This is a genomic window from Paenibacillus sp. SJS-P3 (assembly GCF_056711585.1).
The window spans coordinates 396720-423105 of record NZ_CM160043.1 but is presented as its reverse complement, the minus strand read 5'-3'; the positions used below and the strand labels follow the sequence as shown (position 1 = coordinate 423105).

Genomic DNA, 26386 nt, shown 5'->3' with positions numbered 1-26386 from the left:
TGTCAATTAGAGAAAAGCCCCGTCACAGGATCTTTTCCAGCGTCTTCCTGCAAGAGGAACGCGCCTTGTTTTCCTTTACGATCCGTAGCCGGGGAAAGATTGCAGGTAGCGAAAAGCTTCACGCAGCTGTCACAGTTGGGAGCGCTTCACGCACCGGGGCCGCCCTTATTCTTCTTGAGCAGGAAGCGATTTCCTCAAGCTTCAGACTCCCGAGCCGTTATACCGCCAGAGTCCTGACGGCTTCGTAGCGGCGGGCGCTGAAGCGGGCGTCGAGCTCCCGCACGAGACCGAGCCGCTTGAAGACGCGCAGATAGCTGTAGACCATCGTCGCTCCAAGCATGCGGTGGCTGCCGGACAGAATATCCACAAGCTCCTCCACCGAGACACTGGCATCCGAGCTATATATGCAGTGCAAGAGATCGTACCTGGCGGCCGTCAGTGCAATTCCCTTCCTCTCCAGCAGACGCAGCGCTTCTTGAAATCCGGGCGGCATGACGGCTGGATTTCCAAGCAAAGAGACAGGCAGACGTTTCATCATCAGGTCAACTCCTTAAATATAATTAATACTAATTTATAATAATTATAATATAAGTGAGAATGATTTTCAACCTCTTGCCGCGCAAATAACAGACGCCAAAAGTTTTTTTATGAAACGTTCTTGCTGATGTCGATTGTCCGCCATACCGTTCGTCGTCCATATAGAGGCCGAAATGGAGCCGTCAGCCCAAAGGAAACCAATACGCGGCTTAGACCGAAGGGAGAACGACCATGCCTTCCCTGACTTCAAAAGTCGGCACGAAAATCGCGTATGACAAATATGGCAGCGGGCCAGCCGTCATCCTGGTCATCGGCTTGTCGCCTACAGTCTCCGGCTATACGCTGTCCTCGACTCCAGAGCCGTCCGCGAGGAGCAGGCCGCTTGATTTTGAGGTGTTCCTGACGCTACACTAGCTGTAATAGCGATATAGTTTAGTCCTAAATAATAGGCAGGAGAGGATCCGAAGGATCGCATCCCGCGAGAGGAGAGTAGAAATGAAACTGACCGACCGCATCTCGGCGCTGGTCATTCCCATGCGGGAAGGCCAGCCCGAGAGCGCCATTCACCCCGTTCTGCTCCAGGACGAGGACGGCGCAACGCTGATGGATACCGGCATGATCGGACAATACGAGCTGCTGGTCCGAGCCATCGAAGCCGAAGGGCTGAGCGTATCCGACGTCAAGCGGGTCATCGTGACCCATCAGGATATCGATCATATCGGCTCGCTGCACGATCTTCAGACATGCACTCCGCATTTGGAAGTATACGCGCATGCCGAGGAGCGCCCTTATATCGAGGGCGAGCTGCCGCTCATCAAGCTCAACCGCGAACGTCTGTCCAAGGCGATGCCGCCGGAGCAGCTCGAGGCCCTGCTCGCGAACCCTCCGCGCGGCCACGTCAACCGTCTCGTCGTCGACGGCGAAAGGCTCCCTCTGCAGGGCGGGATTCGGATCATCCACACGCCGGGCCATACGCCGGGACACATTTCCCTCTTCGTGGAAAAAGAGGGGCTGCTCATCGCCGCCGACGCCTTGCGAGTCGTGAACGGGGAGCTGGTCGGACCGGGCGAGCCCGTCACGCCGGATATGCCTGAAGCGCTCCGCTCCTTGCTCAAGCTCGCGGAGCTGCCCGTCCTGCGCGTCCTTTGTTATCACGGCGGCTTGTATGAGAAAGAAGGAATTCCCGCACGGATCGCGGAAATAGCAGCGGAAGGGCTGCGCGACTGAATGCAAAAGGGGTGGCGGCAGCGCTTCATGCGCTGCCGCCGCCCCTTTTTCTTCTGCGGGTATGCTTTTCGGATATGCATGCAAAACAGCTCCTGCTAAGCAGCCGCTTCTTATTACTGGCTGTAGCTTTCCCCCTTGGGCTTGGCTATCGTTCCGGGAGCCGGAAGTCCCGACCAAGGCTTCACCATGGCGTTGTAATCCATGACCGCCTTCTCAATAGCGGCGCGAATCGTATCCGCTGAAGCCGTTATGCCGCTTCCGGCGCATTGTTCCTGGGTGTAGCCGATCGCGAGCGACAGCTTGCGCGGACCGTTCCCGCCCGCAAACGCCGCTTCAGCCAGAGCCGCCGCCTCGGATGCGATGCGATGCAGCGTTTCCCGCTGGTGATCGTTGCGTCTGGCGGTCAAGTACAGGAGCGCCCTGACGCTGAGGATGGGAATCAGCGCAGCCGCCGTCAGCGACAGCAAGACTGCTGCCAGATCGGCCATGAAGCCGGCCCAGTGCTGCCATGCATCTGACAATTTCATCATCGTTCTCCTTTGCTGATGGAAGATACCAGGACGCCCTCCGTCCTTTCATTGCTGCCTTGCGCAAGCAAGGGCCTCATCATCCCCTCCCTTTCCTTGTCCAATATCGCCTGGAGCCTGTCCCGCTCCTCCTCGGCGCGGTCCAGCCTTTCCCTCGGCACAAGAGCTCCCGTTACGATAAGCTTCACCAAATGGAATACCGTCCCAAGCAGAATCAGCAGCAAAACGGCGGAAAGGCCGTATTTATCCGCAACTTGGGCTGTCTGCTCCAACATCTCCAGCTGTCCCGTTTCCATGTGAGTCTACCTCCCTCAAAAGGCTGGATTGGAATTCTGTATTAACTACTCTCCCTCCTCCCATTTCCCTTCTTTCTCTCCGAATGTCAGGCGGCATCTCCCCCTTTCCCGATAGAGATAAGCTGTTTAGATAATTAATTTATCCAATTCGGCAAGGATCGTCCTCTTCCTTTTGATGTCGACTTTACAAGAACATGTGTTCGTGTTTTAATTATAGACAGCCATTCGTATTCCCGTCAAGATTTGGAATTTCAGAAAGGAGGCTCCCTCCGATGTCGATCGCAAGCATTCTGCTCCGGCTGCGCGAGGAGCGGGGATGGACCCAATATGAGCTCGCAGCCCGCCTCGGCATCAAGCGGGCCCGCTATAACGCCTGGGAGAACGGACTGGCGAAGCCCAGGCTGGACATGCTGATCAAGCTGTCCGGCTTTTTCGAGGTCAGCCCCGACTACCTGCTGGAGCAGGAAGCCATGGCTCCGGTTCCTTCCTGGGGGACGATGAGAGACCGCCGCGACATCAAGAAATTCATCCAGATGCCCGAGGTCCTCTATTTTGACGGCCATGAATTCTCGGAAGATGACCGGCAGAAGATGCTGGAGCTCATGGAATCGATCGCCTGGGAGGCCAAGCGGCTGAACAAGGAGGCGCGGAGGAAAGCCGGCTCAGGCGGCGCCGGCCCGGGTACTCAAGACCAAGCTTGAGAAAGGAGCCACGCGCATAATGAACTTAAGGCAGCGGACGCGCAACCTGTACCGCACATACGGCGTGACCTGCCCCTTCCGGCTGTCCGAAGAAATGGGGATCTCCGTTCTGCGGCATCCGCTTCCTTCCGGAATGAAAGGCTTTTGCCAGCATGCGTTCCGACGCCGGTTCATCGTGCTGTCCGATCGTCTGACGGAAGCTGAGGCTGTGTTCGTCTGCGCCCATGAACTCGGCCATATGCTCCTTCACAAGGGCTTCAGCCATTCCTTCATCACGCTCCGCACCCGCTTCGTCCTGTCCCGATACGAACGGGAAGCCAATGAGTTCGCCGTGAAGCTTCTGACCTGCGGGGAACGTCCGGAGGAGGGAGAGCAGCTCGAATCTTTTTTGCGGCGCTGCGGCATTCCCTCCGGCATGGACAAGCATTTCTGGTAGCAGGCGACTCCATTTACAAGGAGCAGAACCGGAGCATTATAGCGAATTGGGCAGCACTGTCCCTGCTTGCTCTCTTGCTCCCCTGCTCCCCTGCTCCCCTGCTCCCCTGCTCCCTTTCAAGCATCGCCGCAGAGGGTGAGCACGCAAACAAAAAAACGCCTCTCGCCGCAAAGGCCCGTCCCTCTTGGACGCCCTTCACGCCCGCAAGAGGCGTTTCGTGTTTTTCAATCGTTTCATTCTTAACGAGCGGTTGCTCCGCCCGCTCTTCCCGTGTCCGCAATCCGGTAGACGCAGCGGCGTCCCCCGGAGAGCATATGCTCCGTACGCTCGACCTCGACGCCCTCGCCGAGCACGCTCCCGATCATGCCCGTCTCGTAACGGCACAGGCTGGCGCAGGCCGCGGCGGCGTCGCAGATGGGACAGTGCTTCTCCGTGAACAGATACGTTCCGTCCGCCTGCCGTTCGTATTCCGCCATATAACCCTCGGCCGTGCGGGCTTCGGTCAGACGCCGCAGCTTGTCCTCAAGCGCCGGCTCCGTTCCGTCCTCGCCGGGAGGCAAGGAATAGAAGGCGATCTGCTTGCCGTTGCGGACGGAGAGCAGCTTCTCCAGCCCTTCCTCGCCGAATGTCTCGCGAACGGAATCCATAAGCCCGATGGTCAGCTCCGCATATCCGGCCGGGAAGAGCCGGTTGGCCTCCGCCGTCAGGCTCCACAGCTTGGCGGGCCGTCCCATCGCGCGGGGCTCCTCCTCAAAGGTGATCAACGCCTCGTTCTGCAATCCGTACAGATGCTGGCGCACGGCCATGCCGGAGACGCCGAGCATGCCTGCCAGCGTGCCGGCGTCCAGAGGCCCGTGCTGCTTGAGCAGGTTGATGATCGTTCTGCGGGTGCGGGTGGCGCTCGCGCCTTCTTGCTTGTTGTCGGACGGTGACATCTGCTTCTCCCCCTTTTGCCGGTCTTCTTGCCGTGCGTCCAGCGTAGTACTTATATAGTAAAGAAATACATTGACAAAGTCAAAGAAAAGCCGTTACGATGCTCCATAGCTGACATCTTACGTTAAGGAGGGATGCCTGTGTCCCCCGTCAAAACGAATCGGAAAATCGTGACGGCAGGCTTGCTGCTCGGCCTGTTCATCGGGGCGCTCGACGCCACCGTCGTCAGCACCGCGACCAAGAGCATCTCGGCCGACCTGCAAGGCCTGTCGCTGCTGAGCTGGATCTTCTCGATCTACACGCTCACTACATGCGTCTCCACGCCGATCTTCGGCAAGCTCGCCGACCTTTTCGGCCGCAGGAGCATATTCGCCATCGGGCTGCTGCTCTTCGTGCTCGGCTCTGTCCTATGCGGAGCGGCCGGCAGCATGGAGCAGCTCATCGTGTTCCGCGCCATCCAGGGGATCGGAGCAGGCGCCCTCTCTCCCGTCGCTTTCACGATCGCCGGAGACCTGTATCCGGGCGAGGAACGAGGCAAGATCCAGGGCGTTTTCGCCTCCGTGTGGTCGGTAGCCGCTCTTCTGGGGCCTCTTGTAGGCGGCTATTTCGTGGACCAGATCAGCTGGCGCTGGATCTTCTTCATTAATGTTCCGATCGGCATCATCTCGTTCGCGCTCGTATTCGGCTTCCTCAAGGAGACGGTAAGCCGCAGCGGCAAAAAAATCGATTATGCCGGCGCCGCCGCCTTCACCGTCAGCATCTCGGCGCTGCTCTTCGCCCTCCTGACGGGCGGCGAGACTTACGCGTGGGACTCCCCGCTCATTCTGGGCATGTTCGCTGCCGCGGCATTCTTCCTGATCGTCTTCATTCAGGTAGAGAAAAAAGCCGCCGAGCCGATGCTTCCGCTGGCGCTGCTGGCCGACCGCAAACGCTCCGTGCCTTATACCATGGGCTTCTTCATGTTCAGCGTATCATCCGGGCTGACGATCTACGCGCCGCTCTGGATTCAAATGCTGCTGGGCAAATCCGCCACCTTCTCCGGCCTGGCGCTCATGCCGATGTCGATCGCCTGGCCGCTCGCCTCCAATCTGTCGGGCCGCTATCTGCATCGGCTCGGTCCCCGTCCGTTCATCACGGGAGGCGTCATCCTGATCGCCGCCGGATCGCTGCTGCTGCTTGCCCTGCAGCCGTCATCGCCGCTCGCCTATCTCATCTTCATTCTATGCGTCATGGGCTTCGGCATGGGCTGCGTGAACACCCCGATTCTGGTCACGGTCCAGAACTCGGTCGGCTGGGAATCGAGAGGTGTCGCCACCTCGACCAATGCGCTCATGAACGCGCTCGGCCAGACGATCAGCGTCGCGATTTTCGGCCTCGTATTCAACCGCTTTTACCGGGAAGGCGGCACCGCGCTCCAGCTGGAGAACGGATTGCACATGATCTTCATCCTGCTGCTCGGCTTCGCCGCCGTCAACCTGCTCATGCTGTTCCTGCTTCCTTACGGGCGCAAGACAGATCGGCGGATCGCTGCGGAAGGCTGACCATCCCGTCGGGCTATATGACGACATTTGCGGCCGACTTGCCCTAGAACCATGCCCTAGCGAAGCTTCCTGCTGATCTGCGCATGGCGTCCGCCACCCGATAACGGGAGCTCCGCCATGCCTGTCTTGAAGGGAGGCCGATCATGAAACTTCGCGACTGGGATTCCAACCTGAAACTGCGGCTCGGGGGAGAGTTCGTCCTGAACATCGTTTTCTGGACGTTCTTCCCGTTCCTCTCCATCGTATTCGCCCGCGCCTTCGGCAAAGGCACGGCAGGCCTGCTGATGGTGCTGTCGCAGTCTCTCGCCGTCGTAGCCAACCTGCTCGGAGGCTACTTCACCGACCGCTACGGCCGCAAGCGGATGATGGTCTTCGCCGCCTCCGGCCAGGCGATCGGCTACGTCATTTTCGCGGCAGCTTCCTCTTCCTGGCTGCCGGTTCCGGCGCTGGCGTTCGCCGGCTTCACGATTGCCAGCGTGGCCACTTCGTTCTACTATCCGGCCAGCCAGGCGATGGTGGCGGACGTCGTGCCCGAGAAGCACCGCTCGGAAGTATTCGCCGTCTTCTATACGTTCGTCAACATCGCCGTCGTCATCGGACCGCTGCTCGGCTCCGTGCTGTACGTCGGCCATCCCGCCGCCATGCCCGCAGCCGCAAGCGCCGTCTGCGTCACGATGGCTGTCCTCCTGTCGGCCAGGCTGCGCGAAACGAATCCGACCCAGGCATCCGAAGAAGGGACTCCTGCCTCTTCCTGGAAAGAAGCGATGCGGGCGCAGCTTCGCAATTACCGCATCATCGGCTCCGACCGGGTGTTCCTGCTGTTCATCGCGGCCGGAATCCTGCTGTCGCAGACCTTCATGCAGCTTGACCTGCTGCTTCCGGTCTATCTGGAAGAGACCGTCCATTCCGCAAGCGTATGGAGCAGCTGGGATCTGAAGCTGACCGGCGAGCGGCTGTTCGGCCTGCTCGTCTCGGAGAACGGGCTTCTCGTCGCCCTTTTCACCGTTGCCATCGCGCGCTGGTCCTCGCTGCTGAAGGATCGCTGGATCTTCATCGGCGGCGCCCTCTGCTACGCCGCCTCCATGGCGCTGTTCAGCCAGGCTGGCAGCGTCTGGAGCCTTGCCGGCGTCATGGTCGTCTTCACGCTGGCCGAGCTCATGTGCGCAGGGCCGCAGCAGATGTTCGTGACGAGGCTCGCGCCGGAACGGATGAGAGGCCAGTATTTCGCCGCCTCCAGCCTCCGCTTCACGATCGGGCGCACGCTTGCACCGCTGTCCATTCCTCTCTGCGGCTTGATCGGCTTCGATTGGACGTTCACTCTGCTGGCGCTGCTGGCCGTCGCGGCGGCTGTCCTGTACAAGATCATGTTCGACTGGCATGACGGCGCCGCTCCATCCCCGGACGTGCATGCCAGCGGCAAAACGATCGTCCCTTAGGAACATGTCCGCCGTCAGCAAGCTTCGGGAGAAACAAGCCGGCGAGGCGCCTTGAAGGCACCGACGGCAAGCCCAAAAAAAACGGCTCCATTAAAAACGGAGGCCACTGAAAATGAGTCGCTGCAGACGAAAATCATTCTTCCGATCGCTGTTGTCCCCAGATTTCTCTGATTTCTGCCGCTTTTAACGGTAGAAATCCGGGGACAAAGGCGACCACATCCGTTTCTCCAGAACGATTTCGCGCCTTACGCTACTTTTTCAGTGGCCTCTTAAAAACGGCGGCCGTTTTTTTGGCGTCTCATGGTTGGACAAGCCTCCTGAAGCAGTCAATGGAGGGCAAAAATCTGCTCCAGATGATGATCCAGATGGTCGACATAATCGTCGACCAGCCAAGCCAGCGTGACATTTCCCTCCTGGCCCCTGGAGCATTCCTTGCCCAGCTCCTCCTCGGCGAGCCCCGCGACGACAACGGCGGCCTGCCGGTTGAGCGAAGTCCACAGGTTCAGGATATCCTCGACAGGCTGGTTCCGATAATCCATGATGGCTACCCACTTGTCCTGCTCATACCTGAGGATTTCATGCGGCTGAGGCTCGTACTGCGCCCGAACGAAACGCTGGATATTGGCAAGCGCCGAATCGCACAAATGGCCCAGAATTTCCTTGCCGGACCATTTGCCCGCCCCCGGCCTGTTCTCGAGCTGATGAAGCGGAAGATTCCGAATTCGGCCGGGCACCACCCGCACTCTCTCCTCCAGTCTTTTCAATGCTTTTTCCATGCTGATCCCTCCGGCATTTTCCATCCATCCTACCATGCCTTCGGCAGCCTGGCATCAGTCCCTTCACTCCGCAAAGCTCCCTATCCCTCCGATGCCGCCCGATCCGTATTCACCCTCCCATGCGCCCAGTACACGCCCGTCCCCTCTACGGGGTCGGCCGAAGCCAGCAGACGCGCCGGCGGCAGCCATGTCATGACATCCATTCCGATCACGCCTCCTTCGACGTTGCAGCCTTGACTGCTCTATTACTCTATGGATGCCGGAGAAGCATGGCATGGATGGATGCCTTTGAATCTATTAAATATGCGGATCGCCAAAAGAGGAAAGGATCGCCTTGGCGTTTCCCCTTTGCAAGCAGACAAAAACCCTCCTGTACCGGAGTGCCCGGCAGGAGGGCTGAAGACTTGCTTACGATTTCTCTATGCTGACTTCCGACAAAGGCGCGCCAGCCCGCTGCAGATGCGGCAGCCGCCTTCATTTCCGGATCAAGGCGCCGAAAATCGCCAATGCATGCCATGTCCTTTTGATCGGCCGCCGCCGTACCGCTGCCGGCCCTTTTTCAATCTTTTCCCACATCAGGAGCGGGCTCTCCCCCCTCATCTCCGACTGTTTCAGCTCCGCCATTTTTTCCATGAAGTATTCTTCCATCATCCATCATTCCTCCTTGGCTTCCTTGCTTTTATTATGCTCTGTGCAAAAAGGGTTAAAAAGCGTATAATCACCTCAATACTTTTCCCCTTTTGAACATCCACACCGCAGAGGAGGCCAACCTCAATGCATGCTCAGGAACGCTACTTGACCCTGCTTGGCCGTTTTTTGGGTGATAAGGACTCGGCCCTGCCGGTCGAAGCGACGCTCGAGGATATTGCCGCGGCGCTGTTCTGTACCCCTCGCAACGCCAAGCATATTCTTCGCAAGCTGGAAGGCGAGGGGCTGATCCGGTGGCTGCCGGGCCGCGGCCGCGGCCACCGCTCCCGGATCACCTTCTTGGCCGACAAGCGCGATTATCTGCTGGAGCTGCTGCGAAGCCATGCAGGCAAAGGCGATTACAAGCAAGCCTTCGAGCTGATGGAAGGATACGGAAGCGAAGTCGAGAAGGCCGAATTCATGGCCTGGCTGGAGGGCATCTTCGGGTACCGCAAGGAACAGGACGAGGGAGGAGCCTATGCGGCGGATACGCTGCGCTTTCCCGTCGTATCGTCCTTCGAGACCTTCGATCCGGCCCGGATCAACTATGCCCTGGACGGTCATCTGGCCCGCCAGATCTACGACCGCCTCCTCCAGTTCGACGATCTCGAGCAGGTCATGCTGCCTGGAGCCGCCCATCACTGGACCTCCAGCGACGACGCCAGGGAGTGGACGTTCTTTCTCAAGAAAGGCATCCGCTTCCATCACGGGCCGGAGTTGACCTCCGCCGACGTGAAGTTCACCTTCGACCGGCTTCGAGCCTCTGCGGACAACGGCTGGCTGATGAGAGGCGTGCACGAGATCGAGACGATCGGCCCGCGCGTCGTCCGCTTCCACCTCCGCAAGCCGAACCATATCTTCAGCCGGTTCGTCTGCGCCGCGGCAGCTTCCCTGCTGCCTGCCGGCTTCGGGGGCCGAAGCGAGCAGGCATTCTGGAAGCTGCCGTCTGGCAGCGGACCTTTCCGCATGACCCAGGCCAGCGACAGCTGCGTGGAGCTCGCTGCCCATCCGTCCTATCATCTGGGCAGGCCCTACCTCGACGGTGTGGACATCGTCATCATGCCGAAGGACTTCCGGCCCCGGATCGAAGGCACGCCCGAAATCTTCCGGCCGCGGGAAGGATCGGGGAAAAGCTGGGCGCGGGAGCATGCCTCCGCCACGGCCGACTGGCTCGCGCTGCAAAGGCTGTGCCGCGGCTGCACCCTCCTGTCCTGGAATCTGCGCCGCAGCGGTCCTCAGCAGTCCGAAGCCTTCCGCAGAGCGGTAAGAATGATTTTGGATCCCGTGCGGATGGTCGCAGATCTGGGGGGCGACCGCGCGCTGCCGGCTTACAGCTTTCTGCCCGAGGTCAGCATGGCGCGCACGCCCGAGCCGCCGCGGACCGAGCGCATTCGCACGGCTTTGCGGGATTCGGAGTATGACGGAGCTCCTCTGCAGCTGACTGCCAACCCCAAGTACGGCGAAGATGTCCAGTGGATTCAGGAGCGGCTCCGGGAATGGGGCATCGAGATCGAACTGCGGCTGAGCCCGACTGCTTCCTGCCGGAATACGGGGACGACGGAAGCCGATGTCACGGTTTTCGGCCTTGTCCTTGCCGATGACGAGGTCGATGAAATCGAAGCCTACGAGCACGGAAGCTGCGTCTTGTCGAACTACTTCGACGATGAGAGAAGGTCCTGGATCCGCGAGCGCGTAGATGCTGCCCTAGCCGAATCTCTGCCGGAGAAGCGCAGCCAGATCATGCGGCAGATCGAGGAGCAGCTGCGCGACGAGGCTTCGCTGATCTTCCTTCATCATCAGCAGCTCCAGACCTATCTGCACCCTAGCGTTCAAGGCGCCAGGCTGAATACGCTCGGGTGGATCGACTTCAAGGAAGTCTGGCTCGAGAGCTGCCTGGCTGTCGGCGGAGGCAGGGAAGCAGGGAAGCAGCTGTCCGGCTCCCTGAGCTGAGACGGACAAGAGAATTCCATAGCAGAAGACCCGTTCGCCATGACGAACGGGTCTTTTGCTATGGGCGGTGCGCAAGGCCGGTACAAAACCTATTGGCCCGTCACTCAAGCTATGGCCGGTACGCAATATATGGGGCCGGTACGCAAACCTATGGGCCGGCATGCTACTTATGGGGCCGGTACGCAAGCCTATGGGCCGGTGCATAAGCCAAAAGTCGGTACGCAAGCGGCATCATTCTGCCGAAGGAGGAATCCGATTGGAGAAATCATTCGGCCCCGAAGCTGCTGTACGCAACGCTAGAGCGGCAGCCGCACCGTCATGACCGTCCCCCGCCCGAGCTCGCTTTGCGCCTCCACGGAGCCCCCGTGCAAAGTGACGATCCGCTGTACGATCGACAGTCCGAGTCCGCTTCCGCTGCCCCCTTCTCCATCATGGCGGCGCGATTTGTCCGCTTTGTGGAACCGCTCGAAGATGCGGGAAAGCTCATCCGGCGCGATGCCCGGTCCCGTATCGCGGATCGATACGCTCCAGAAGCCGTCCTCTTGCCTGAGCTCGATGCCCAGGACGCCTCCCCGGCCCGTGAATTTGACGGCATTGCCGATCAGATTCAGCCACACCTCGTACATCAGGCTCTGGTCGGCGGTCGCGGTCGTCTCGGGCAGCTCCAGCTCCAGCTGGAGCTCCTTGTCTGTCCATTGCCACTCCATCATGAGGAGCGCTTGGCGAAGCTGCTCATCCAGCCGGTACGGCTGCCGGTCCAGCACCCGTTCCTGCCGGTCCACGTCGGCAAGCATGAGCAGCTGGCGGCTGAGCGAGGACAGCCTCCGGCTCTCCTCGTCGATGACGGCCAGGTAACGCCGGGTCTCCAGCGCATCCGGGGCCGGCTTGCTGTCGAGAAGGGTACGGATGAAACCCCGGATGGACGTCAGCGGCGACTGGAATTCATGGGACACATTCGCCACGAACTCCTGGCGCATCCGGTCCAGATCGCGGATCGACCGCGCCATCGTAGAGAAGCGGCGGCCGAGCTCGCCGATCTCATCGCGCCGGGACGTGTCGATGCTCACCTCGTAATCGCCTCCGGCGATGCGCTGCGCCGCTCTCGTCAGCCGTTTCACCGGCTGCACGATGAGGCTGCTCAAGGCGGCGATCAGCAGCAGGCTGATGCCGAACGTGCTGACGAGCAGCACCGCCACGATTACGCGCACTTCCCCGATCTGGCGCTCCAGATCGGGACGGATGAAGACGGCAGCCGTTCCTTCCGCCGTCTTCAGCGGGAAGCCATACGTATTGCGGGCGCTGTTCTCGAAGTAAGCGAACAGCTTGAAGCGCCTGTTCTCCTCCGACATGCCATGGTAAGCGCCCCCCTCCCGAACCTTCTCCACCTGGCCTGCGGAAGGAAACCGCTCGTGGCGGAAAGCCGTCCCATAGACGTGCTTGTCACCTGAGGGACCGACCATATACAGCTGGTAGCCAAGGCCTGCGATGCCTCCGAGCAGCGTCGGCAGATCCTCCTGCGGCGCTCCGTCATGCATGGCCTTGACTTGATCCGCCGCCTGCTTCATGTTGTCTTCATTATTGGCGTTGAGCCGGTAATCGTAGTAGAGGCTGGTGAGCAGCATGCCTCCGATGCTGCTGAGCAGGGCGATCAGGACAAAGGTAAGGACAATGCGGAAATACAGACTCTTCACGATGGGTCGCCCCCGGTCTCCAGCTTGTAGCCGAGGCCGCGGATCGTCGTGATGACGAAGTCGTCCCGATAAGGCTCGAATCTCTCCCTTAAACGCTTCACATGCACGTCCACGGTCCGGCTGTCTCCCTCATAGTCCGTTCCCCAGATCATGGAGATGAGCTGCTCCCGGGTATGGATGCGGCCCGGCTGGCTGGCCAGCTGGGCCAGCAGCTGGAATTCGCGCAGCGGCAGGACGATGCTCTGCCCTGCGGCATTGACCTCGTAGCTCCCGCGGTCAATCGTTACTCCCCCCAGCCGGATGACCTCCGAGCTGGCCATCCGGTACCGGCGCAGCAGCGCCTTGATCCTGAACATCAGCTCCTGCGGCTCGAACGGCTTCACGAGATAATCGTCCGTTCCGGCTTCGAAGCCCTTTTCCTTATCTGCCATCGTTCCCTTGGCAGTAAGCAGAATAACCGGCAAGTCGTACTGCCGGCGGATCTCTTCCGTAAGCTCCAGCCCGTCCTTAAGGGGCATCATGACGTCGACGACGGCCAGATGCACCTGTTCGGCCTCCAGCACGGACACTGCTTGCTGTCCGTCCGCGGCTTCGCTCACGGCGTAGCCCTCCCTCGTCAGCACGAGCCTCAGCAGCTCTCGGATATGGGGATCGTCGTCGGCGACGAGAATATGGATTCGCATGAGTCATGCCCTCCTGACGGATGAAATCCGCTTGATCAACTGTTGGTATCATGACGGATGAACGCTCCCATTTCAACTTCAGCGTTAGACCGATCAAAACAAGGCCAGCCAGAGGTTCCGGCTGACCTGATCATACGAGAATGCCTCCTGCAGGAATCATGAGAAGATGGAGCGGCAGCTCCTTTTTCTCAACTGTCGATCTTGATCAGAGTCAAGGCGGCGCCTTGGCCGCTCTGCAGAACAATCGCTCCCAGCATACCGCCTGCACTCAGCTGAACCGTAGATCAGCCTGCAACACAACTAAAGGTGGTAATCGGGGGCTTTACCGTCGCGATAGCCGAAATCCTTCCTCTTTGCCTGCCAAAATACTATACTTGCAAGAGATTAATGCTGGCAGAAAGGAATCCGCCCATGACACCTAGCAAAACCGATCCGCGCGTGCTGCGGACACGCCGGCTGCTGCGGGAAGCTCTCGTCCAGCTCATGGAAAAGCATGGAGTGGATAATTTCTCCGTCCAGGAGCTCGCGGATCAGGCGACAATCAAACGAGCCACATTCTATTTGCATTACGTGGACAAGGGCTTTGCTGGATGAATATATCGGCGAGCTTCTACAGGAGCTCCGGGATGCCGTCTCTACCTCCGAGGCCGATGACGAAGGGTTCGATTATCTCCGGGGCGAGCCTCATCCAAGCTTCGTGAAGCTGTTCCATCATATAGCCGAGCAATATTCCGTCTACAATGCCATGCTCGTCCGCAACCGCGTGCCCCAGCTTGCTTCGGGAATGCTGAATGTCATCCACGACTTCGTGTCGGACGGAATGGCCTTCGCCCAGCCTGACGACAGCCTGCTCACGGCCAGGCGCGAGGTTGCCGTCAAATACGCGGAAGCCGCCATTCTCGAGGTCGTCATCTGGTGGATCGAGAAGCAGATGCCATACGAGGAAAGGGATATCCCCGCCCAGCTGATGAATCTGTCCATACTCGGTCCTTATAAGGTCCTGCCTCAGCAGAAGCCCCGGGCCTGATTATCTGCAATAAAAAAACAAGGAGAACCGGATCGGTCCTCCTTATTCACATGTAGACCTAAAACTGCAAGAAAAAGGCTGGCCCCGATCACGGTTCGTCCGGGGCCAGCCTTTTTCTTTGCCTTGACTTAGAGCGCCGTCCAGCCGCCGTCGATGACCGCTCGGCGCCGGTCATGAAGCAACGGATTCGTCCTGCGGCGGCCGCACCCACAGACGCCTTCCTTCGACATTCCGTCTGTCATTTCCCAGGAAATCGACTTTTTGCTCGGAAGGGAAAGTCTGAGCTTAGACTCGCTTAAAACTGCCCTGCTTGGGTGAATAACGCATCAATCATGGAGCGAACCACAGCTGAAGCTAAGAAAAAGCGCGGCGCAGATGGACTGCGGCGCGCTTTTGGAAGGAATTATTTCGTATGCTTCTCAGCTTTATCGTTTTTCTCTCCTGTGCTGCATGCTTGTCCCAGAGCCTCGGCGAATTCGGCCTCGTTGCTGGAGCCCAGCTTGGCTCCGAACTGATCCAGCCTTCCGGGATGCCCTGCGGGACCTGAATTTTTCGGCTTGCTATTTCGTCCTGACATATTTGTCGCCCTCCAAAGGAATCATAATGATTGCCCTATAGGTTCCCCGATTGCTGGAGCGAATTATTCAGCCCATCGATTATTTTGAGGCGAACAAGCGAAGGAATGCCCCAAAGTCATTTCATGACTTATAGGACATCCCCATTGACCTTTCAACCGGCATGCGGACAAGCAGGCCTTCTGACCTGCCCGATAAGCTCTATTCGCGTATCTCGGCGATGAGCTCGATCTCGACGGGCGTATGGAACGGCAGGTCGCTTGTGCCGATAGCGCTGCGGGCATGGCGGCCGTTCTCGCCGAACACCTCGATGAGCAGATCGGAAGCGGCGTTCATGACGTAAGGCTGGTCGCCGAAGCCTGGAGCGCTGTTCACGAAGCCGAGCAGCTTGACGATCTTGACGACGCGGTCAAGGTCGCCAAGGTAAGCCTTCATCGCAGCGAGCAGGTTGATGACGATCTGGCGCGCGGCTTCCTGGCCCTGCTGGATCGTCAGGTCGGAGCCGACCTTGCCCTCATGCATGAGGACGCCGTCGATGCGGCAGTCGAAGCCGGACGTGTAGATCAGGTTGCCGGTCTGGTTGACCGGTATGTAGGAGAATTTCGGAGCCTGAACCTCCGGAAGCGTTATGCCGAGCTCGGCGAGGCGTTGGTCGATTTTAGACATGTTCATCGATCCTTTCGATTGGGAATTGTTTAAGGCAGGGCGGCGATGCTGTCTGCATCTCAGGCGCTCCCGCATGAAATGCGCGGCATTTCAGCGCGTTCCATGCCCGCTGCCGCAGGCGCATGAGGCTGCGCGGAGGAAGCCCCCGGCGCGCTCCCCGGTATGCACGCCGTCCTGCATGGCGACGCGCCCGGAGACGACGACATGCGAGATGCCCTCCGGCTGCTGCTTGGGATCGGCAAAGGTCGCGGTATCCTGGATCGTATCCGGATTGAACACGACGAGGTCGGCGGCATAATCGGGCACGATCAGGCCCCGCTTGCCAAGACGGAAGCGCTGCACCGGGAACGAGGTCAGCTTGCGCACCGCATCCTCCAGCGTCAGCACCCGCTCCTCGCGCACGTATTTGGCAAAAACGCGGGGAAACGTTCCATACAGCCTTGGATGCGGCTTGCCCGTCTCGCAGGTGAGGCTGTCCGAGGCGATCAGGGAGCGGGGATAGGTGATGACCTGGCGGACGTCGTCATCCGACATGTGGAAGTAAACGATCGGCACCTGGCCGTCCTCTTCCAGCAGCAGATCCATCATGCAGTCGGCGGGATGGACGCCGCGCATGACGGCGATCTCCTCGATATGCTTGCCCTCCAAGGCAGCGTTGGCGCCGCTGGCCGAGGCGACGAACACGCTCTGCCAGCCGGTGGAGCAGACGAGGTTGTCCCAGTCGTCCTGCTCCCGGCCGAGCTCCTCGCGGATGCGTCGGCGCAGGACGGGGTCGCGGAACGCTTCCAGCGCTCCCGGGATGCCTCCCTCCAGCACCCATGGAGGCAGAATCGTCGTCAGCGATGTCGATCCCGCCGAATAAGGGTACACGTCCACGGTCACATCCATGCCTTGAGCGCGGGCGTCCTCCACGAGCTCCATCGCTTCAAGAGCCTTGCCCCAGTTAATTTTTCCGGCTGCCTTGAGATGGCTGATATGGAGCGGAATGCCCGCCTTCCCGGCGATCCAGATGACCTCGCGCACCGAAGGCAGCAGATTGTTGCCCTCGCCGCGGATATGCGTGCTCAGCAGGCCGTCGTAGCGGGGCAGCACCGTGCACAGCTCCGCAAGCTCTTCCTTGGACGTATAGCTGCCGGGGGAGTAGAGCAGGCCGATCGACAAGCCGATGGCGCCAGCGCGCAGCCCTTCCTCCAGCAGCTCCTTCATCCGGTGCAGCTCCGCGGCAGTCGCCGGACGGTTGTCGAAGCCCATGACGGCGATCCGCAAGGCGCCGTGGGCGACATAGGTCGCCATATGCTCGGCGGGAGCGGATCGGGCGACGTAGTCCATATATTCGCCGACCGTATTCCACTGCCAGTCATGCCGGGTACTGCCGATGACGGGGGAAATGTAGCTGCGCAGCAGCTCCTCCCGGTCCGGGAATACCGGCGCCGGAGCGAGCCCGCAATTGCCGACGACCTCGGCTGTGACGCCCTGGCTGAGCTTGATCTCGCTGAGCGGATGGTCGAGGATCATCAGATCCGAATGGCAGTGGCCGTCGATGAATCCGGGGGAAATGACGCGTCCCTGGACGTCGATCGTCTGCGCCGCCTCCGCGTCCACGCGGCCGACGGCGGCAATCATCCCATCCTTCACGCCGACGTCGCCGCGGAACCACGGATTGCCGCTCCCGTCCACGATGCGTCCGTTTTTGAGCACTAAATCCAGCATGTCGCCTTTCGCTCCCTTCTATTGAATGCAGCCGCGCGCTACGACCGGAACTTGCCGAAGCCCGCCGTCCTTATCGCTGATGTACACGCTGGAATGAAGATTCACCGTGCTGCAAATATGGTTCGGGACGACGCGCAGCAGGTCGCCCGGCTGGCAGTCGTCCTCCGGGCGAATCCGGATGACGCCATGCTCCTCGTTCATGCGCTCGAACACGGCATGCGGCAGGCCGACGACATGGCCGAAACCCTGCAGCTGCAGCGGCGCGCTGCCCGGCTGCACATCGGTCGCGAACGTCTTGCTGCCTCCGTCGATGACGATGCGGTCCGGCGCCGGCCGGCTGACGACCGTCGCCCATACTTCGGCCGCGCAATCGTCCAGCTTGCAGAGGCCGAAGGCCGCCTGCATCCGGTCATGGAACACGTACGTGCCGGGCCGGATCTCCGTGACGCCCTCGATCTCGGCGGCATAGACAGCCGTCGGAGTCGAACCGACGCTCACGTCGCGGATCGGCACGCCTCCGCGGCGCAGCTCCTGTGCGACGGCAGCCATCATGCGGCCTTCCTCGTGTCCGGCCGCCCGCAGATCCATCGTCGGAGCCCCGCCGAGCATCGCGCCGCGGTACGTGAAGATGCCCGTCAGCTCCAGGCCGGGCATCGCTGCGATCTCCCGCGCCAGCGGCAGCGCCGCCTCCGGGGCGACCCCCGTGCGCCGGAGGCCGCTCTCGATCTCGAGACGGACCTCGAGCGCGATGCCGGCGGCCTCGGCGGCCGCCGACAAATGCCGCGCTCCCGCGGCGCTGTCGACGCCGACGGCGAGCCGGCACCGCTGCGCGAGGCTCGCGGCACGGCGCGCCTTGGCGGCGCCCATGACGGGATAGGCGATGAAGATATCGCCGATCCCGCCATCCGCCATCACCTCCGCCTCCGACAGCTTGGCGGCGGTGATGCCGACGGCTCCCGCAGCAAGCTGCCGGGCCGCGAGCTCCGGCAGCTTGTGCGTCTTCACATGCGGGCGCAGCTTCACGCCCCGCTTCGCCGCCGCTTCCGCCATGGACGCGATATTGGCGTCCACGCGCACGCTGCGGATAAGAATGAAGGGAGTCTGCGGCCCTTCATCGCCGAATTCCCCGCCAGGCAGACAGCCGCTCTCGGGCGCTGCCTTGGCGGCTTGCTCCGGCATATCGCCGCCATCCAGCCGCTCCGTTGCCGCCTTCCTTCCGCCATCCATTCGCTTCGGCGCTGCCTCGGCTCCTTGCTCCGGCATATCGCCGCCATCCAGCCGCTCCGCCGCTGGCGGTCCTCCGCCGGTCCCTATCGGCCCCTCCGACGCTTCGATCACCGCCTGAGCGGCAGCCTCCTGCCCCGACCGCTCCTCTTCCCGCTCAGGAGCGCCCGCTTCCATCCCTTCCCGTTCCTTCTCGCCCATCAGTTCTGCTCCCCTTCCGCATCCGTCGCCTTGGCTTCCTCCAGATCGCTGTACAGCGTGTACTTGGAGATGCCCAGATACGCGCATACCTTCTCGCCCGCCTTCTTGACCAGAAACGCGCCTTTGCGGTCCAGCAGCGCGATGAACCGGATCCTCTCCTCGCGGCTCATGAGCGAAGGCGGCCGTCCGACGGCGTCCTCCGCCTCCTGGATCAGCGAATCCAGCAGATCGCTGACGTTGCTGACGAACGACTCCTGCACCGGCGGCAGCTCCTGCATGCCGACCAGCCCCTGCAGCGCCTTCTCGGCGGCGAGCAGCTCCGAGATGTCGAAGTTGATGCACAGGGCTCCGATCGCTGTTCCTGCGTCATTTTTCAAATAAATCGAAGTGGATCTCAGCAGCCGGCCGTCCTTGGTCCGGGTGACGTAATTCTGCCGATGGCCGCCCTCCGACGTGCCTCTCATCACCTCGAGTCCGAGGTTCGTGCCGGGATCGCCGATCTTCCGCCCCGTCACATGGCCGTGCTCGATATGCACGATCGTGCTTTCATAAGGCTGCGACCAGTCGTGGACGACGACCTCGCAGCGCTCTCCGAACTGGGCTGAGATGCCCTGCGCCAGCTCCCGCAGCAGCGGCAGCATTTTCGATACCGATTCCATTTCCACCGCTCCTCACCGCTTGAATTCTCTTGCCTCTTATCCTACACCCGCTCCTTCTTCGCAGCAAACTTTTTTTCTGTTTCCTAACTTTTATTCATGTCGTGATTTGCAACCAATTTGAAATCCAACCCGTCGGATAATCAGAATGGAAGTACTAGAAAAGGGAGGATTATCCATGAACCGACTCTTCTCCAAAAAACGGAGACTCGCTTCCTCCGCCGCCCTGCTTGCCGCCGTGCTGGCCTTCACGGGATCCGCGCCAAGCCAAGCCGCCGCATCTTCTCCGCTCGCTCCCGTCCCCGACGTCGTCAAAATCTACAAGAACAAGCATGAATTCTCATTCGCCGCATCCGCCTCGAGAGCCGTCCTGGACGGCAACAAAATCGAGACGGACAAACCGATCCATACAAACGGCCGCATCTATATCCCTTTGAGAACGCTGCGCCAGACCGGCGCCGCGGTTTCCGTCGACTGGGAGCCGAAGCAAGGGCAGGTGCGGATCAAAATGAAGGAAGAGCTGCAGTCCTACTGGCAGGAGCTCGTCTTCCGGATCGGCAAGGCAGGCCTATTCAGCCCGCAAGGCGACACCATCGCGGACCCTGCGACTCCGGCTCCATTTCTGAGCAAGGGCATCACCTACGTTCCGGTCGCCGCTCTCAAATACATGGGCATCAGTCCTTCCTATGCGGAAGGGATTGTCCGGCTGAACTGGAGCAGTAAAATTCTGGAGAAGCTGAAGCCGTCCTGGAGTACGGATTCTTCCGAGACGACCTTCAACGTCCTCTATGAGAAAGGCATTTATTCTCCGCAGGTCATGCAACCGCTAGGATCCGGCGGCGGCGGCGGATCGACCGGAGAATCGGCGGGCAAGGACATCCAGCTGGACGGACGCGTCTACGATCGAGCCTCCTTCACCGTCAAGCTGCGCCCCGGCGCCAACCTGTTTACCGTAGGAGCCATTTCGGCCGGCAGCGTCCCCATCTCCGTCGTCCGGAGCGTCTCCGATCCCGCCTCCGTCCCGGTCTCCTATACGGAAGAAGGGACGCCGAATCTGTCGCTGTCGGAGCCATCCTCCGGCTATGTGAAGGCCGCGGCGGGCAAGCCGGTCGCCATTTCCGGCAAGCTGCTGAAGCTCGACGGCTTTGACAGCCTGAAGCTCTCGGTCGCCAAGTTCAACAAGGACGCCAAGGACGTTACGAAAATCTACACGGAAACGGAAACGAAAACGGTCGCGATCTCCAAGCAAGCCTTCGCCGGCAGCGTGACGCTGAAGGAGCCGGGACTGTACCTGATCTCGGTCATCAGCCCGAATTATATCCCCGCCCCGGGCGGCGCTGCCGCCACGTCCTGGGCCGAAGTGATCATAGAGGTAAGGTAGCACAGTACGCAAATAGCCAACCTGCTCAATATCAGCAAGCATGCGCGGGTAAGCGAGGCCTCTTTATTGCTGGAGCTTGAAACCGGCAAAGCATCCATGGAAATCAGCGATCGGGGAATGGGTTTCCATTATGATAAAAAGCAGAGCGGCCGATACTCCATTGGCCTTACCAGCATTCGAGAACGGACTGAAATGGCAGGAGGAGAACTGGAAGTATTCAGTCAGCCACGTGCAGGCACCACCGTCAAAGCGAGTTTTATTATCGTGAAGTCCACCTGAAATCATGAGCGTGTTCCCGATTGCCCTGAACCTCCGAGCTGTTCCAAAAACACCAAAGAAGCCGTCCCATTGGACGGCTTCTTTGGTACTCTTCGATTCGTTATCCCCTCTTTTACGAGCCGTTGATTTCCCTGATCTTCTCCAGCGGAATCTTGGGCTTGCGGTCCTCCGTCAGCAGGCCGTTGACCTCCTGCTGCACATCGGTGATCTGGGTGTAGCAGTAGCCCGAGATATATTCGGTCTGCTGGATGGCCTCATGGATGCTGCGGAACCGCTCCAGGAAGCTTTCCTCCGAGCCGACCTGATTGCCGTAGCCCCAGCCTTCCTCCGATTTGAAGGCGATGCCGCCGAATTCGCTGACGATGACCGGCTGCCCCTTGTAGGCGTAGCTGTCCGCAAACGCGTATTTCCAGTGGTTGAAGCTGCGCATGTTGCCGGTGATCTCGTCCTTGCCCGCATACCGCCGGCGGAATTCCTCCCCGCTCTCGACATAGTCATGCAGCGTGAGGATGTCGGATACGGTATGCTCCCAGCCATCGTTGGACACGACCGGACGATTCGGATCGAAAGCCTTCGTCAGATGGTAGATCGCTTCCGTGAACTTCTGCTGCCGGACATCCTTGGCGATGTTCATGACGCCCCACGATTCATTGAACGGCACCCACGTCACGATGGAAGGATGATTGTACTGCTGCCGGACGACCTCCATCCATTCCCGGGTGAACCTCTCCACGGCCCGGTCGTTGAATTCGAAGGTGGCGGCCATCTCCGACCATACGAGCACTCCCTTTACATCGCACCAGTACAGGAAGCGCGCATCCTCCACCTTCATATGCTTCCGGACGCCGTTGTACCCCATTTCCAGCAGCTTGTCGATATCCTCGAGAATGGCTTCCTCGGAGGGCGGCGTCAGATGCGTATCCGGCCAGTAGCCTTGATCCAGAATCAGCTTCTGGTAGATCGGGGCGTTGTTCAGCAGAATGCGATCCTTCTCGATCGAGATTTTCCTCATGCCGAAATAGGCGTATACATGGTCGACCTCGGCGCCGTTTTTGTACAGGATGAACTCGACGTCATACAGATTCGGATGCGCCGGCGACCAGTGGCAGTGCTTCCACGGGCCGTTGGCTTCATGGACAAGGTCGACATCCAGCTGCAGCCACGGACGGTCGATGGCGAGGCTCACCTGTTTGACCGGCTTCCCTTTCAGGCTGACGAGCGTCTCGAGGCGGATATCGTCCGCCGCTCCGGCCCCTTGCACCTGGTATTCGAACCGGATGGACCGCGCATCCAGATCCGGCGTCATCTTGACGGCCTCCACATAGGATGGCTCCACATACTCGAGCCAGACCGTCTGCCAGATGCCGGTCGTCTGGACATAGAAGCACTCGAAGCTGTCCTTCACCCAGCGCTGCTTGCCGCGCGGCTGGGTCGCGTCGAGGCTGTCCTCCGCCTTCACCGTGATCACGTTGCTCTGTCCATACTTCAGATAAGGAGCGATATCGAAATGGAACTCTGCGTAACCGCCTTGATGGCTTCCCACATAACTTCCGTTGATCCACAGCTTGGCCTTGTAATCCACCGCCTGGAAGTGGAGCAGGGCCAGCTTGCCCTCCGCCTCGGCAGGAACGTCCAGCTCGCGGCTGTACCAGACATAGGCATGATGGGACTCGTCGCCGATGCCGCTCGCCTTGGTCTCGTAGGTGAAGGGCACTTGAATCGTCCGATCTCCGCCGAACCGCTCCGGCCAGCCCAGCCGCTCTCCTTCGTTGCCGTCGTCGAAGCCGAACTGCCAGGCTCCGTTCAGATTGATCCAGTTGTCCCGCACGAACTGCGGCCTCGGGTAGTCCTTGATGTATCTTTTCGTTGTCATCTGTCTTCTCTCCGTTCCATTAACGCGCCTGGTCGCAGCGTTCTCTGTCATTCATGGCCGACCGGCCGCACTTCAAGACCGGAAATGATCCAGTCACGGGACGAGGAGCGAAAGCCGACTCTTCCTTGCAGGATCGCATCGGGGTCCAGCACATCCAGAAGCGGCTCCCCGTCTTCCCGGAATACCCGGATCCGGCCGCCTTCCAGCTTCACGGATACTTCGGACGGCTGGCCGGGCCGCAGCTCCAGCAGCGCCGAATCGAGCTCTTCCTTCCTCTCGTACACGATCTTCTCCAGGATGATCCTGCCGCTGCGGAACACGAGCTGATACCCGATGAACGAGTCCGCCACCTGAGCCGGATAATCCGATTCACGGCTCGTCCGCAGCAGCACGGCCGCCTCTCCCGCATCCTCTCCGTCCGCCTGCAGCCGGAAACCGACCTCATAGTCGCCCCATCTGGCATCGCCCACGAACAGCTTGCTGTCGCGCCCGGCTTCCGCGATCCGGCTGCCGGCCTCGCTCTGTTCCCAGCTGCCGAAGAGCTCCTGCTTCTCCAGCTCAGCCTGCGCAGAACCGTCCACCTCTGCCGATTCCAGCACCTCGATGTAACGGATGCGGGAAACGCCGGAAGACTTCTGCTTGACGGCCAACCACTGCAGGCCGCCCTTCAGCTCCAACTCTCCGAGCGGCACCTTCGTCCACTCCGACTCCGAGGAGAACAGGGCGGCATCAAGCTCCGACTTGAGCTTCCGGCCCGAGGCCTCCACCTCCAGAGCGGCTCCTTCCGAGCCGCGCTCCGCCATGACGGCGATCCGGTAGCGGCCGTCCTTCTTCACCTGAACGGGAAAGGCCAACTCTCCGTTCCTGCCCAGCTCCGCCGCCAGGCTTCCGTCCGGCGTGCCGGCCGCGCCGACCTTGAGCGGGAAGGAAGGATTTTCGACGGCTTGGGCCGCCTCCAGCGTCCCGGGCAACGGCTTGACCGCGCTTCGGTCGCTGCTGCCCCCCGCTTCGTTCGAGAAGGCGGTGTAAGACAGCACCGGCTCAGCTCCCTGCGGCCACCGATACCCGATCTTCCCGGACATTCCCTTCCACGCCTTCACATCCGCGAGAAGCAGGCCGTCCCAATAGATCCTCGTCCCATCGCCATCCGCTTCGGCACGCAGCGCGTGGAGGACGCTCAGTTCCGTCCCCTGAGGCAGATCGGCCGAGAAGACGATGGTTTCCGCCCCGTCCGACTGCTCCGCCATGATCAGCGTATTCTGCCGGCCGTCGATGCGCAGCACGCGGCTGTCGCGCTCGTTCCGGTAGGAGAGCAGCATTTCCAGAACAGACTCGCCGCCCGCTTCGATGCCATTCTCCTTGCCGTCCGGCTGGACAACGACATTGAACTCGGCCGTATAGCGGTTGTCCGTGCTCTGCCTGCTTACCCAGGATCGGCCGCTTCCGGAAGCAGGCATGGCTGCCTGCTCCCACTTATCGGGCGATGGAGACGAGCCCGGACGGTCATGAAACACGGGCAGCTTGGGAGCTTCCGTCGGAATGCCCCAGGTCGGGCCCAGCACGCTCATCTTGTCGCCGCTGAAGGCGAGCCGGTCCATATTGAGATGGCGGACGGGAGGTCCTTCCGCCGAACGGCCTTCCAGATTGTGATAGAAGATATAGTAGGAATCGAGATCGGGCCCAAGCACGGTGGAGCTGTGGCCGAGGCCGTTGAACCCCTCCTCTGTAGACAGCAGGATCGGGTTGTTGTCCGGAATCCGGTACGGACCTGCCGGCGATTCGTCGGAGACGGCGTAGTTGACCCGGTAGCCCCGGCTGAACACATGGTTGCCCGTGTAGGTCATGTAATACTTGCCTCCGCGCTTGACGATCATCGACCCCTCGGTCCAATGGCCGAGCGACGCGCCAAGCTTCTCCCCCGCGCCGATCGTATAGGGATCGCTCATCGGCGCAGCCATGATGCCGCCGAATTCGGCATGCGTGAACGTCCAGCTGCCGTCGTCGTCGATGAACACGGACCCGTCGATCGTGAGGCCCAGATTGCCGGTCTGCGCAAGGAACGGTCCGGTCGGCTTATCGCTGCGCAGGACGTAATGCCCCTTGCCGGCCGGGGAGGTGTACATATAGAAGGATCCGTTCCAGTAGACGACCTCGGGAGCATACGCCCCTTCCGTGACCGGCTCCTCGGCGACCAGGCCCTCATAGGTCCAATTAGCCAGATCGGCCGAGCTCCAGGCTTTCACGCCGATCCGCCCGTCCTTCGTGCTGCAATACAGGTAATACTGTCCGTCATGGCGCAGGACATAAGGATCGCCGATGCCGTAATCCTCCCATTCCTGCGGGAGCGTCATCGGATTTTGATAGGAAGCTCCCATCTGCACCGTGCTGCGCGCGGCCGGATTCATATCCATTTCTCCCCTTCCCCAAAGGATGGCGGCAGCTCCTGCGGCACATGCCATGCCGGCAAGGAGCACGACCCGATTCCTTCTTTTGATTGCTGACGGCTCCATCCCTCGGCTCAGCCTTTGATCCCGCTGATCGCGAGCGATTCGATGAAGTAGCGCTGGGCCATGAAGAACACGATGATGACGGGCACGAGCGCGATGAGCGAAGCGGCCATGAGCGAGGGATAATTGGACGTCGAGATATAGTTGGACTGCATGCTGGCGATGAGCACCTGGATCGTCTGCCTCTCCGGCGTATGCAAGTAAATGAGCGGCCCCATGAAATCGTTCCAGATGCCCATGAAGCCAAGAGCCGCCTGAGCCGCGATCGCCGGCTTGGCGATGGGCAGCGCGACGGTGGCGAACGTGCGGAAATAACCGCAGCCGTCGATTTTGGCCGCGTCGATCAGATCGTTCGGGATGGAGCCCTGCATGAATTGCCGGAAGAAGAAGATCGTCACGATATTCCCGAACAGTCCCGGAACGATGAGCGGCAGCAGCGTATCCACCCAGCCCAGCTCGGAGAATCCGATGTACTGGGGAATCATGACGACCGAATAGGGAATCATCATCGTCCCGAGCAGGGCGAGAAAGATTCCTTCCTTGAACGGAAAATTGAATTTGGCAAAGGAATAAGCCGCCATGGAGGCCACGAACAGCCCGACCGACAGCACGGCGACCACGACGATGGCGCTGTTCAGGAAGCCGTACAGCAGCGGAGCTTTGGACCATACATCCGTATAGTTGCTCCATGTCGACGGCTTCGGAATCCATTGGGGCGGAACATCGAACACATGCTGCTGGGTCTTGAGCGAGGTCGACAGCGTCCAGGCCAGCGGCCCGAGCATGACGACCGAGCCGGCCAGCAGCAGCATATAGATCAAGCTGTTCATCAAGCGTCTTTCTCTGGCCATAGTCTACTCCTCCTT

28 protein-coding genes are annotated in these 26386 nt (G+C 60.4%); 11 read left to right on the top strand and 17 right to left on the bottom strand.

Annotated elements, in window-relative coordinates:
• Nucleotides 1–217: 217 nt before the first annotated feature.
• Nucleotides 218–538, bottom strand: a complete 321-nt coding sequence (locus AC06G8_RS01945; RefSeq protein WP_480284246.1) for a transcriptional repressor — start codon at nucleotides 536–538, stop codon at nucleotides 218–220.
• Between the two features lie 230 nt (nucleotides 539–768).
• Here AC06G8_RS01945 and AC06G8_RS01940 point away from each other — a divergent pair, with 230 nt between their 5' ends.
• Nucleotides 769–951, top strand: a complete 183-nt coding sequence (locus AC06G8_RS01940) for a hypothetical protein (protein WP_480284245.1) — start codon at nucleotides 769–771, stop codon at nucleotides 949–951.
• 81 nt (nucleotides 952–1032) lie between these two features.
• Nucleotides 1033–1764 carry an MBL fold metallo-hydrolase gene (locus tag AC06G8_RS01935; RefSeq protein ID WP_447663533.1) on the top strand — a complete coding sequence of 244 codons (732 nt, stop codon included), beginning with the start codon at nucleotides 1033–1035 and terminating at the stop codon, nucleotides 1762–1764.
• A 113-nt stretch (nucleotides 1765–1877) separates the two neighbouring features.
• Here AC06G8_RS01935 and AC06G8_RS01930 read toward each other — a convergent pair whose 3' ends face one another.
• Nucleotides 1878–2285 carry a hypothetical protein gene (locus AC06G8_RS01930; protein ID WP_480284244.1) on the bottom strand — a complete coding sequence of 136 codons (408 nt, stop codon included), beginning with the start codon at nucleotides 2283–2285 and terminating at the stop codon, nucleotides 1878–1880.
• Between the two features lie 5 nt (nucleotides 2286–2290).
• On the bottom strand, nucleotides 2291–2587 hold the full coding sequence (locus AC06G8_RS01925; protein ID WP_447663531.1) for a hypothetical protein: 297 nt from the start codon (nucleotides 2585–2587) through the stop codon (nucleotides 2291–2293).
• 272 nt (nucleotides 2588–2859) lie between these two features.
• Here AC06G8_RS01925 and AC06G8_RS01920 point away from each other — a divergent pair, with 272 nt between their 5' ends.
• Nucleotides 2860–3288, top strand: coding sequence for a helix-turn-helix domain-containing protein (locus tag AC06G8_RS01920; RefSeq protein ID WP_480284243.1), 429 nt, complete (start codon nucleotides 2860–2862; stop codon nucleotides 3286–3288).
• Nucleotides 3289–3307: 19 nt separating this feature from the next.
• The gene (locus AC06G8_RS01915; protein ID WP_447663529.1) at nucleotides 3308–3724 is read left to right on the top strand and encodes an ImmA/IrrE family metallo-endopeptidase; all 417 of its coding nucleotides are present in this window, start codon (nucleotides 3308–3310) and stop codon (nucleotides 3722–3724) included.
• Between the two features lie 239 nt (nucleotides 3725–3963).
• On the opposite strand, the gene AC06G8_RS01910 is transcribed toward AC06G8_RS01915, so the two are convergent.
• Complete coding sequence (locus AC06G8_RS01910; protein WP_447663528.1) at nucleotides 3964–4659, bottom strand: helix-turn-helix transcriptional regulator; 696 nt, start codon at nucleotides 4657–4659, stop codon at nucleotides 3964–3966.
• Nucleotides 4660–4797: 138 nt separating this feature from the next.
• Here AC06G8_RS01910 and AC06G8_RS01905 point away from each other — a divergent pair, with 138 nt between their 5' ends.
• On the top strand, nucleotides 4798–6198 hold the full coding sequence (locus tag AC06G8_RS01905; RefSeq protein ID WP_447663527.1) for an MDR family MFS transporter: 1401 nt from the start codon (nucleotides 4798–4800) through the stop codon (nucleotides 6196–6198).
• A gap of 143 nt (nucleotides 6199–6341) precedes the next feature.
• Entirely contained in the window at nucleotides 6342–7634 is a 1293-nt protein-coding gene (locus AC06G8_RS01900) for an MDR family MFS transporter (RefSeq protein WP_480284242.1), read from the top strand.
• A gap of 326 nt (nucleotides 7635–7960) precedes the next feature.
• On the opposite strand, the gene AC06G8_RS01895 is transcribed toward AC06G8_RS01900, so the two are convergent.
• The 3 genes from AC06G8_RS01895 to AC06G8_RS01885 form a co-directional block, all read right to left on the bottom strand.
• Entirely contained in the window at nucleotides 7961–8410 is a 450-nt protein-coding gene (locus AC06G8_RS01895) for a DinB family protein (protein ID WP_480284241.1), read from the bottom strand.
• An 80-nt stretch (nucleotides 8411–8490) separates the two neighbouring features.
• The gene (locus tag AC06G8_RS01890; protein ID WP_480284240.1) at nucleotides 8491–8613 is read right to left on the bottom strand and encodes a hypothetical protein; all 123 of its coding nucleotides are present in this window, start codon (nucleotides 8611–8613) and stop codon (nucleotides 8491–8493) included.
• A 271-nt stretch (nucleotides 8614–8884) separates the two neighbouring features.
• Entirely contained in the window at nucleotides 8885–9061 is a 177-nt protein-coding gene (locus AC06G8_RS01885) for a hypothetical protein (protein ID WP_447663523.1), read from the bottom strand.
• A gap of 123 nt (nucleotides 9062–9184) precedes the next feature.
• Between AC06G8_RS01885 and AC06G8_RS01880 the strand changes: the two genes are divergently transcribed.
• Nucleotides 9185–11047, top strand: coding sequence for an ABC transporter substrate-binding protein (locus tag AC06G8_RS01880; RefSeq protein ID WP_480284239.1), 1863 nt, complete (start codon nucleotides 9185–9187; stop codon nucleotides 11045–11047).
• Nucleotides 11048–11343: 296 nt separating this feature from the next.
• Here the strand turns inward: AC06G8_RS01880 and AC06G8_RS01875 are convergent, their stop codons facing one another.
• Both AC06G8_RS01875 and AC06G8_RS01870 read right to left on the bottom strand, forming a co-directional pair.
• On the bottom strand, nucleotides 11344–12738 hold the full coding sequence (locus tag AC06G8_RS01875; RefSeq protein WP_480284238.1) for a sensor histidine kinase: 1395 nt from the start codon (nucleotides 12736–12738) through the stop codon (nucleotides 11344–11346).
• Nucleotides 12735–13421 carry a response regulator transcription factor gene (locus AC06G8_RS01870; protein ID WP_480284237.1) on the bottom strand — a complete coding sequence of 229 codons (687 nt, stop codon included), beginning with the start codon at nucleotides 13419–13421 and terminating at the stop codon, nucleotides 12735–12737. Before AC06G8_RS01870 ends, AC06G8_RS01875 begins: the two co-directional genes overlap by 4 nt.
• A gap of 411 nt (nucleotides 13422–13832) precedes the next feature.
• Here AC06G8_RS01870 and AC06G8_RS01865 point away from each other — a divergent pair, with 411 nt between their 5' ends.
• Both AC06G8_RS01865 and AC06G8_RS01860 read left to right on the top strand, forming a co-directional pair.
• The gene (locus AC06G8_RS01865; protein WP_480284236.1) at nucleotides 13833–14015 is read left to right on the top strand and encodes a TetR/AcrR family transcriptional regulator; all 183 of its coding nucleotides are present in this window, start codon (nucleotides 13833–13835) and stop codon (nucleotides 14013–14015) included.
• Nucleotides 14005–14448: a TetR-like C-terminal domain-containing protein gene (locus tag AC06G8_RS01860; RefSeq protein WP_480284235.1), complete on the top strand. Its 444-nt coding sequence runs from the start codon at nucleotides 14005–14007 to the stop codon at nucleotides 14446–14448. The genes AC06G8_RS01865 and AC06G8_RS01860 overlap by 11 nt, the downstream gene beginning before the upstream one ends.
• A 403-nt stretch (nucleotides 14449–14851) precedes the next feature.
• Here the strand turns inward: AC06G8_RS01860 and AC06G8_RS01855 are convergent, their stop codons facing one another.
• From AC06G8_RS01855 to AC06G8_RS01835, 5 genes are all read right to left on the bottom strand, one after another.
• The gene (locus tag AC06G8_RS01855; protein WP_447663518.1) at nucleotides 14852–15025 is read right to left on the bottom strand and encodes a hypothetical protein; all 174 of its coding nucleotides are present in this window, start codon (nucleotides 15023–15025) and stop codon (nucleotides 14852–14854) included.
• A 199-nt stretch (nucleotides 15026–15224) separates the two neighbouring features.
• The gene (locus tag AC06G8_RS01850; protein ID WP_480284234.1) at nucleotides 15225–15689 is read right to left on the bottom strand and encodes a RidA family protein; all 465 of its coding nucleotides are present in this window, start codon (nucleotides 15687–15689) and stop codon (nucleotides 15225–15227) included.
• A 90-nt stretch (nucleotides 15690–15779) separates the two neighbouring features.
• Complete coding sequence (locus AC06G8_RS01845) at nucleotides 15780–17399, bottom strand: N-acyl-D-amino-acid deacylase family protein (RefSeq protein WP_480284233.1); 1620 nt, start codon at nucleotides 17397–17399, stop codon at nucleotides 15780–15782.
• An 18-nt stretch (nucleotides 17400–17417) separates the two neighbouring features.
• Nucleotides 17418–18824 (bottom strand): alanine racemase, encoded by a 1407-nt coding sequence (locus AC06G8_RS01840; protein WP_480284232.1) that lies wholly within the window; start codon nucleotides 18822–18824, stop codon nucleotides 17418–17420.
• Nucleotides 18824–19483: a helix-turn-helix transcriptional regulator gene (locus AC06G8_RS01835; protein WP_480284231.1), complete on the bottom strand. Its 660-nt coding sequence runs from the start codon at nucleotides 19481–19483 to the stop codon at nucleotides 18824–18826. Before AC06G8_RS01835 ends, AC06G8_RS01840 begins: the two co-directional genes overlap by 1 nt.
• Before the next feature lie 175 nt (nucleotides 19484–19658).
• Here AC06G8_RS01835 and AC06G8_RS01830 point away from each other — a divergent pair, with 175 nt between their 5' ends.
• Nucleotides 19659–20861: a stalk domain-containing protein gene (locus AC06G8_RS01830; RefSeq protein WP_480284230.1), complete on the top strand. Its 1203-nt coding sequence runs from the start codon at nucleotides 19659–19661 to the stop codon at nucleotides 20859–20861.
• Between the two features lie 66 nt (nucleotides 20862–20927).
• Complete coding sequence (locus AC06G8_RS01825) at nucleotides 20928–21140, top strand: sensor histidine kinase (RefSeq protein ID WP_447663512.1); 213 nt, start codon at nucleotides 20928–20930, stop codon at nucleotides 21138–21140.
• Between the two features lie 112 nt (nucleotides 21141–21252).
• Here the strand turns inward: AC06G8_RS01825 and AC06G8_RS01820 are convergent, their stop codons facing one another.
• From AC06G8_RS01820 to AC06G8_RS01810, 3 genes are all read right to left on the bottom strand, one after another.
• Nucleotides 21253–23013, bottom strand: coding sequence for a glycoside hydrolase family 2 protein (locus tag AC06G8_RS01820; RefSeq protein ID WP_480284229.1), 1761 nt, complete (start codon nucleotides 23011–23013; stop codon nucleotides 21253–21255).
• Nucleotides 23014–23060: 47 nt separating this feature from the next.
• The gene (locus AC06G8_RS01815; protein WP_480284228.1) at nucleotides 23061–25424 is read right to left on the bottom strand and encodes a glycoside hydrolase family 43 protein; all 2364 of its coding nucleotides are present in this window, start codon (nucleotides 25422–25424) and stop codon (nucleotides 23061–23063) included.
• A gap of 107 nt (nucleotides 25425–25531) precedes the next feature.
• Nucleotides 25532–26371: a carbohydrate ABC transporter permease gene (locus tag AC06G8_RS01810; protein ID WP_480284227.1), complete on the bottom strand. Its 840-nt coding sequence runs from the start codon at nucleotides 26369–26371 to the stop codon at nucleotides 25532–25534.
• Nucleotides 26372–26386 lie beyond the last annotated feature (15 nt).

Excerpts from the sequence above, each read along its gene's own strand:
- AC06G8_RS01945 (WP_480284246.1), bottom strand. The coding sequence starts at position 538 with ATGATGAAACGTCTGCCTGTCTCTTTGCTTGGAAATCCAGCCGTCATG.
- AC06G8_RS01940 (WP_480284245.1), top strand. The coding sequence starts at position 769 with ATGCCTTCCCTGACTTCAAAAGTCGGCACGAAAATCGCGTATGACAAA.
- AC06G8_RS01935 (WP_447663533.1), top strand. The coding sequence starts at position 1,033 with ATGAAACTGACCGACCGCATCTCGGCGCTGGTCATTCCCATGCGGGAA.
- AC06G8_RS01925 (WP_447663531.1), bottom strand. The coding sequence starts at position 2,587 with ATGGAAACGGGACAGCTGGAGATGTTGGAGCAGACAGCCCAAGTTGCG.
- AC06G8_RS01920 (WP_480284243.1), top strand. The coding sequence starts at position 2,860 with ATGTCGATCGCAAGCATTCTGCTCCGGCTGCGCGAGGAGCGGGGATGG.
- AC06G8_RS01915 (WP_447663529.1), top strand. The coding sequence starts at position 3,308 with ATGAACTTAAGGCAGCGGACGCGCAACCTGTACCGCACATACGGCGTG.
- AC06G8_RS01910 (WP_447663528.1), bottom strand. The coding sequence starts at position 4,659 with ATGTCACCGTCCGACAACAAGCAAGAAGGCGCGAGCGCCACCCGCACC.
- AC06G8_RS01900 (WP_480284242.1), top strand. The coding sequence starts at position 6,342 with ATGAAACTTCGCGACTGGGATTCCAACCTGAAACTGCGGCTCGGGGGA.
- AC06G8_RS01895 (WP_480284241.1), bottom strand. The coding sequence starts at position 8,410 with ATGGAAAAAGCATTGAAAAGACTGGAGGAGAGAGTGCGGGTGGTGCCC.
- AC06G8_RS01890 (WP_480284240.1), bottom strand. The coding sequence starts at position 8,613 with ATGGATGTCATGACATGGCTGCCGCCGGCGCGTCTGCTGGCTTCGGCC.
- AC06G8_RS01885 (WP_447663523.1), bottom strand. The coding sequence starts at position 9,061 with ATGATGGAAGAATACTTCATGGAAAAAATGGCGGAGCTGAAACAGTCG.
- AC06G8_RS01880 (WP_480284239.1), top strand. The coding sequence starts at position 9,185 with ATGCATGCTCAGGAACGCTACTTGACCCTGCTTGGCCGTTTTTTGGGT.
- AC06G8_RS01870 (WP_480284237.1), bottom strand. The coding sequence starts at position 13,421 with ATGCGAATCCATATTCTCGTCGCCGACGACGATCCCCATATCCGAGAG.
- AC06G8_RS01865 (WP_480284236.1), top strand. The coding sequence starts at position 13,833 with ATGACACCTAGCAAAACCGATCCGCGCGTGCTGCGGACACGCCGGCTG.
- AC06G8_RS01855 (WP_447663518.1), bottom strand. The coding sequence starts at position 15,025 with ATGTCAGGACGAAATAGCAAGCCGAAAAATTCAGGTCCCGCAGGGCAT.
- AC06G8_RS01850 (WP_480284234.1), bottom strand. The coding sequence starts at position 15,689 with ATGTCTAAAATCGACCAACGCCTCGCCGAGCTCGGCATAACGCTTCCG.
- AC06G8_RS01845 (WP_480284233.1), bottom strand. The coding sequence starts at position 17,399 with ATGCTGGATTTAGTGCTCAAAAACGGACGCATCGTGGACGGGAGCGGC.
- AC06G8_RS01840 (WP_480284232.1), bottom strand. The coding sequence starts at position 18,824 with ATGGGCGAGAAGGAACGGGAAGGGATGGAAGCGGGCGCTCCTGAGCGG.
- AC06G8_RS01835 (WP_480284231.1), bottom strand. The coding sequence starts at position 19,483 with ATGGAATCGGTATCGAAAATGCTGCCGCTGCTGCGGGAGCTGGCGCAG.
- AC06G8_RS01830 (WP_480284230.1), top strand. The coding sequence starts at position 19,659 with ATGAACCGACTCTTCTCCAAAAAACGGAGACTCGCTTCCTCCGCCGCC.
- AC06G8_RS01820 (WP_480284229.1), bottom strand. The coding sequence starts at position 23,013 with ATGACAACGAAAAGATACATCAAGGACTACCCGAGGCCGCAGTTCGTG.
- AC06G8_RS01815 (WP_480284228.1), bottom strand. The coding sequence starts at position 25,424 with ATGGATATGAATCCGGCCGCGCGCAGCACGGTGCAGATGGGAGCTTCC.
- AC06G8_RS01810 (WP_480284227.1), bottom strand. The coding sequence starts at position 26,371 with ATGGCCAGAGAAAGACGCTTGATGAACAGCTTGATCTATATGCTGCTG.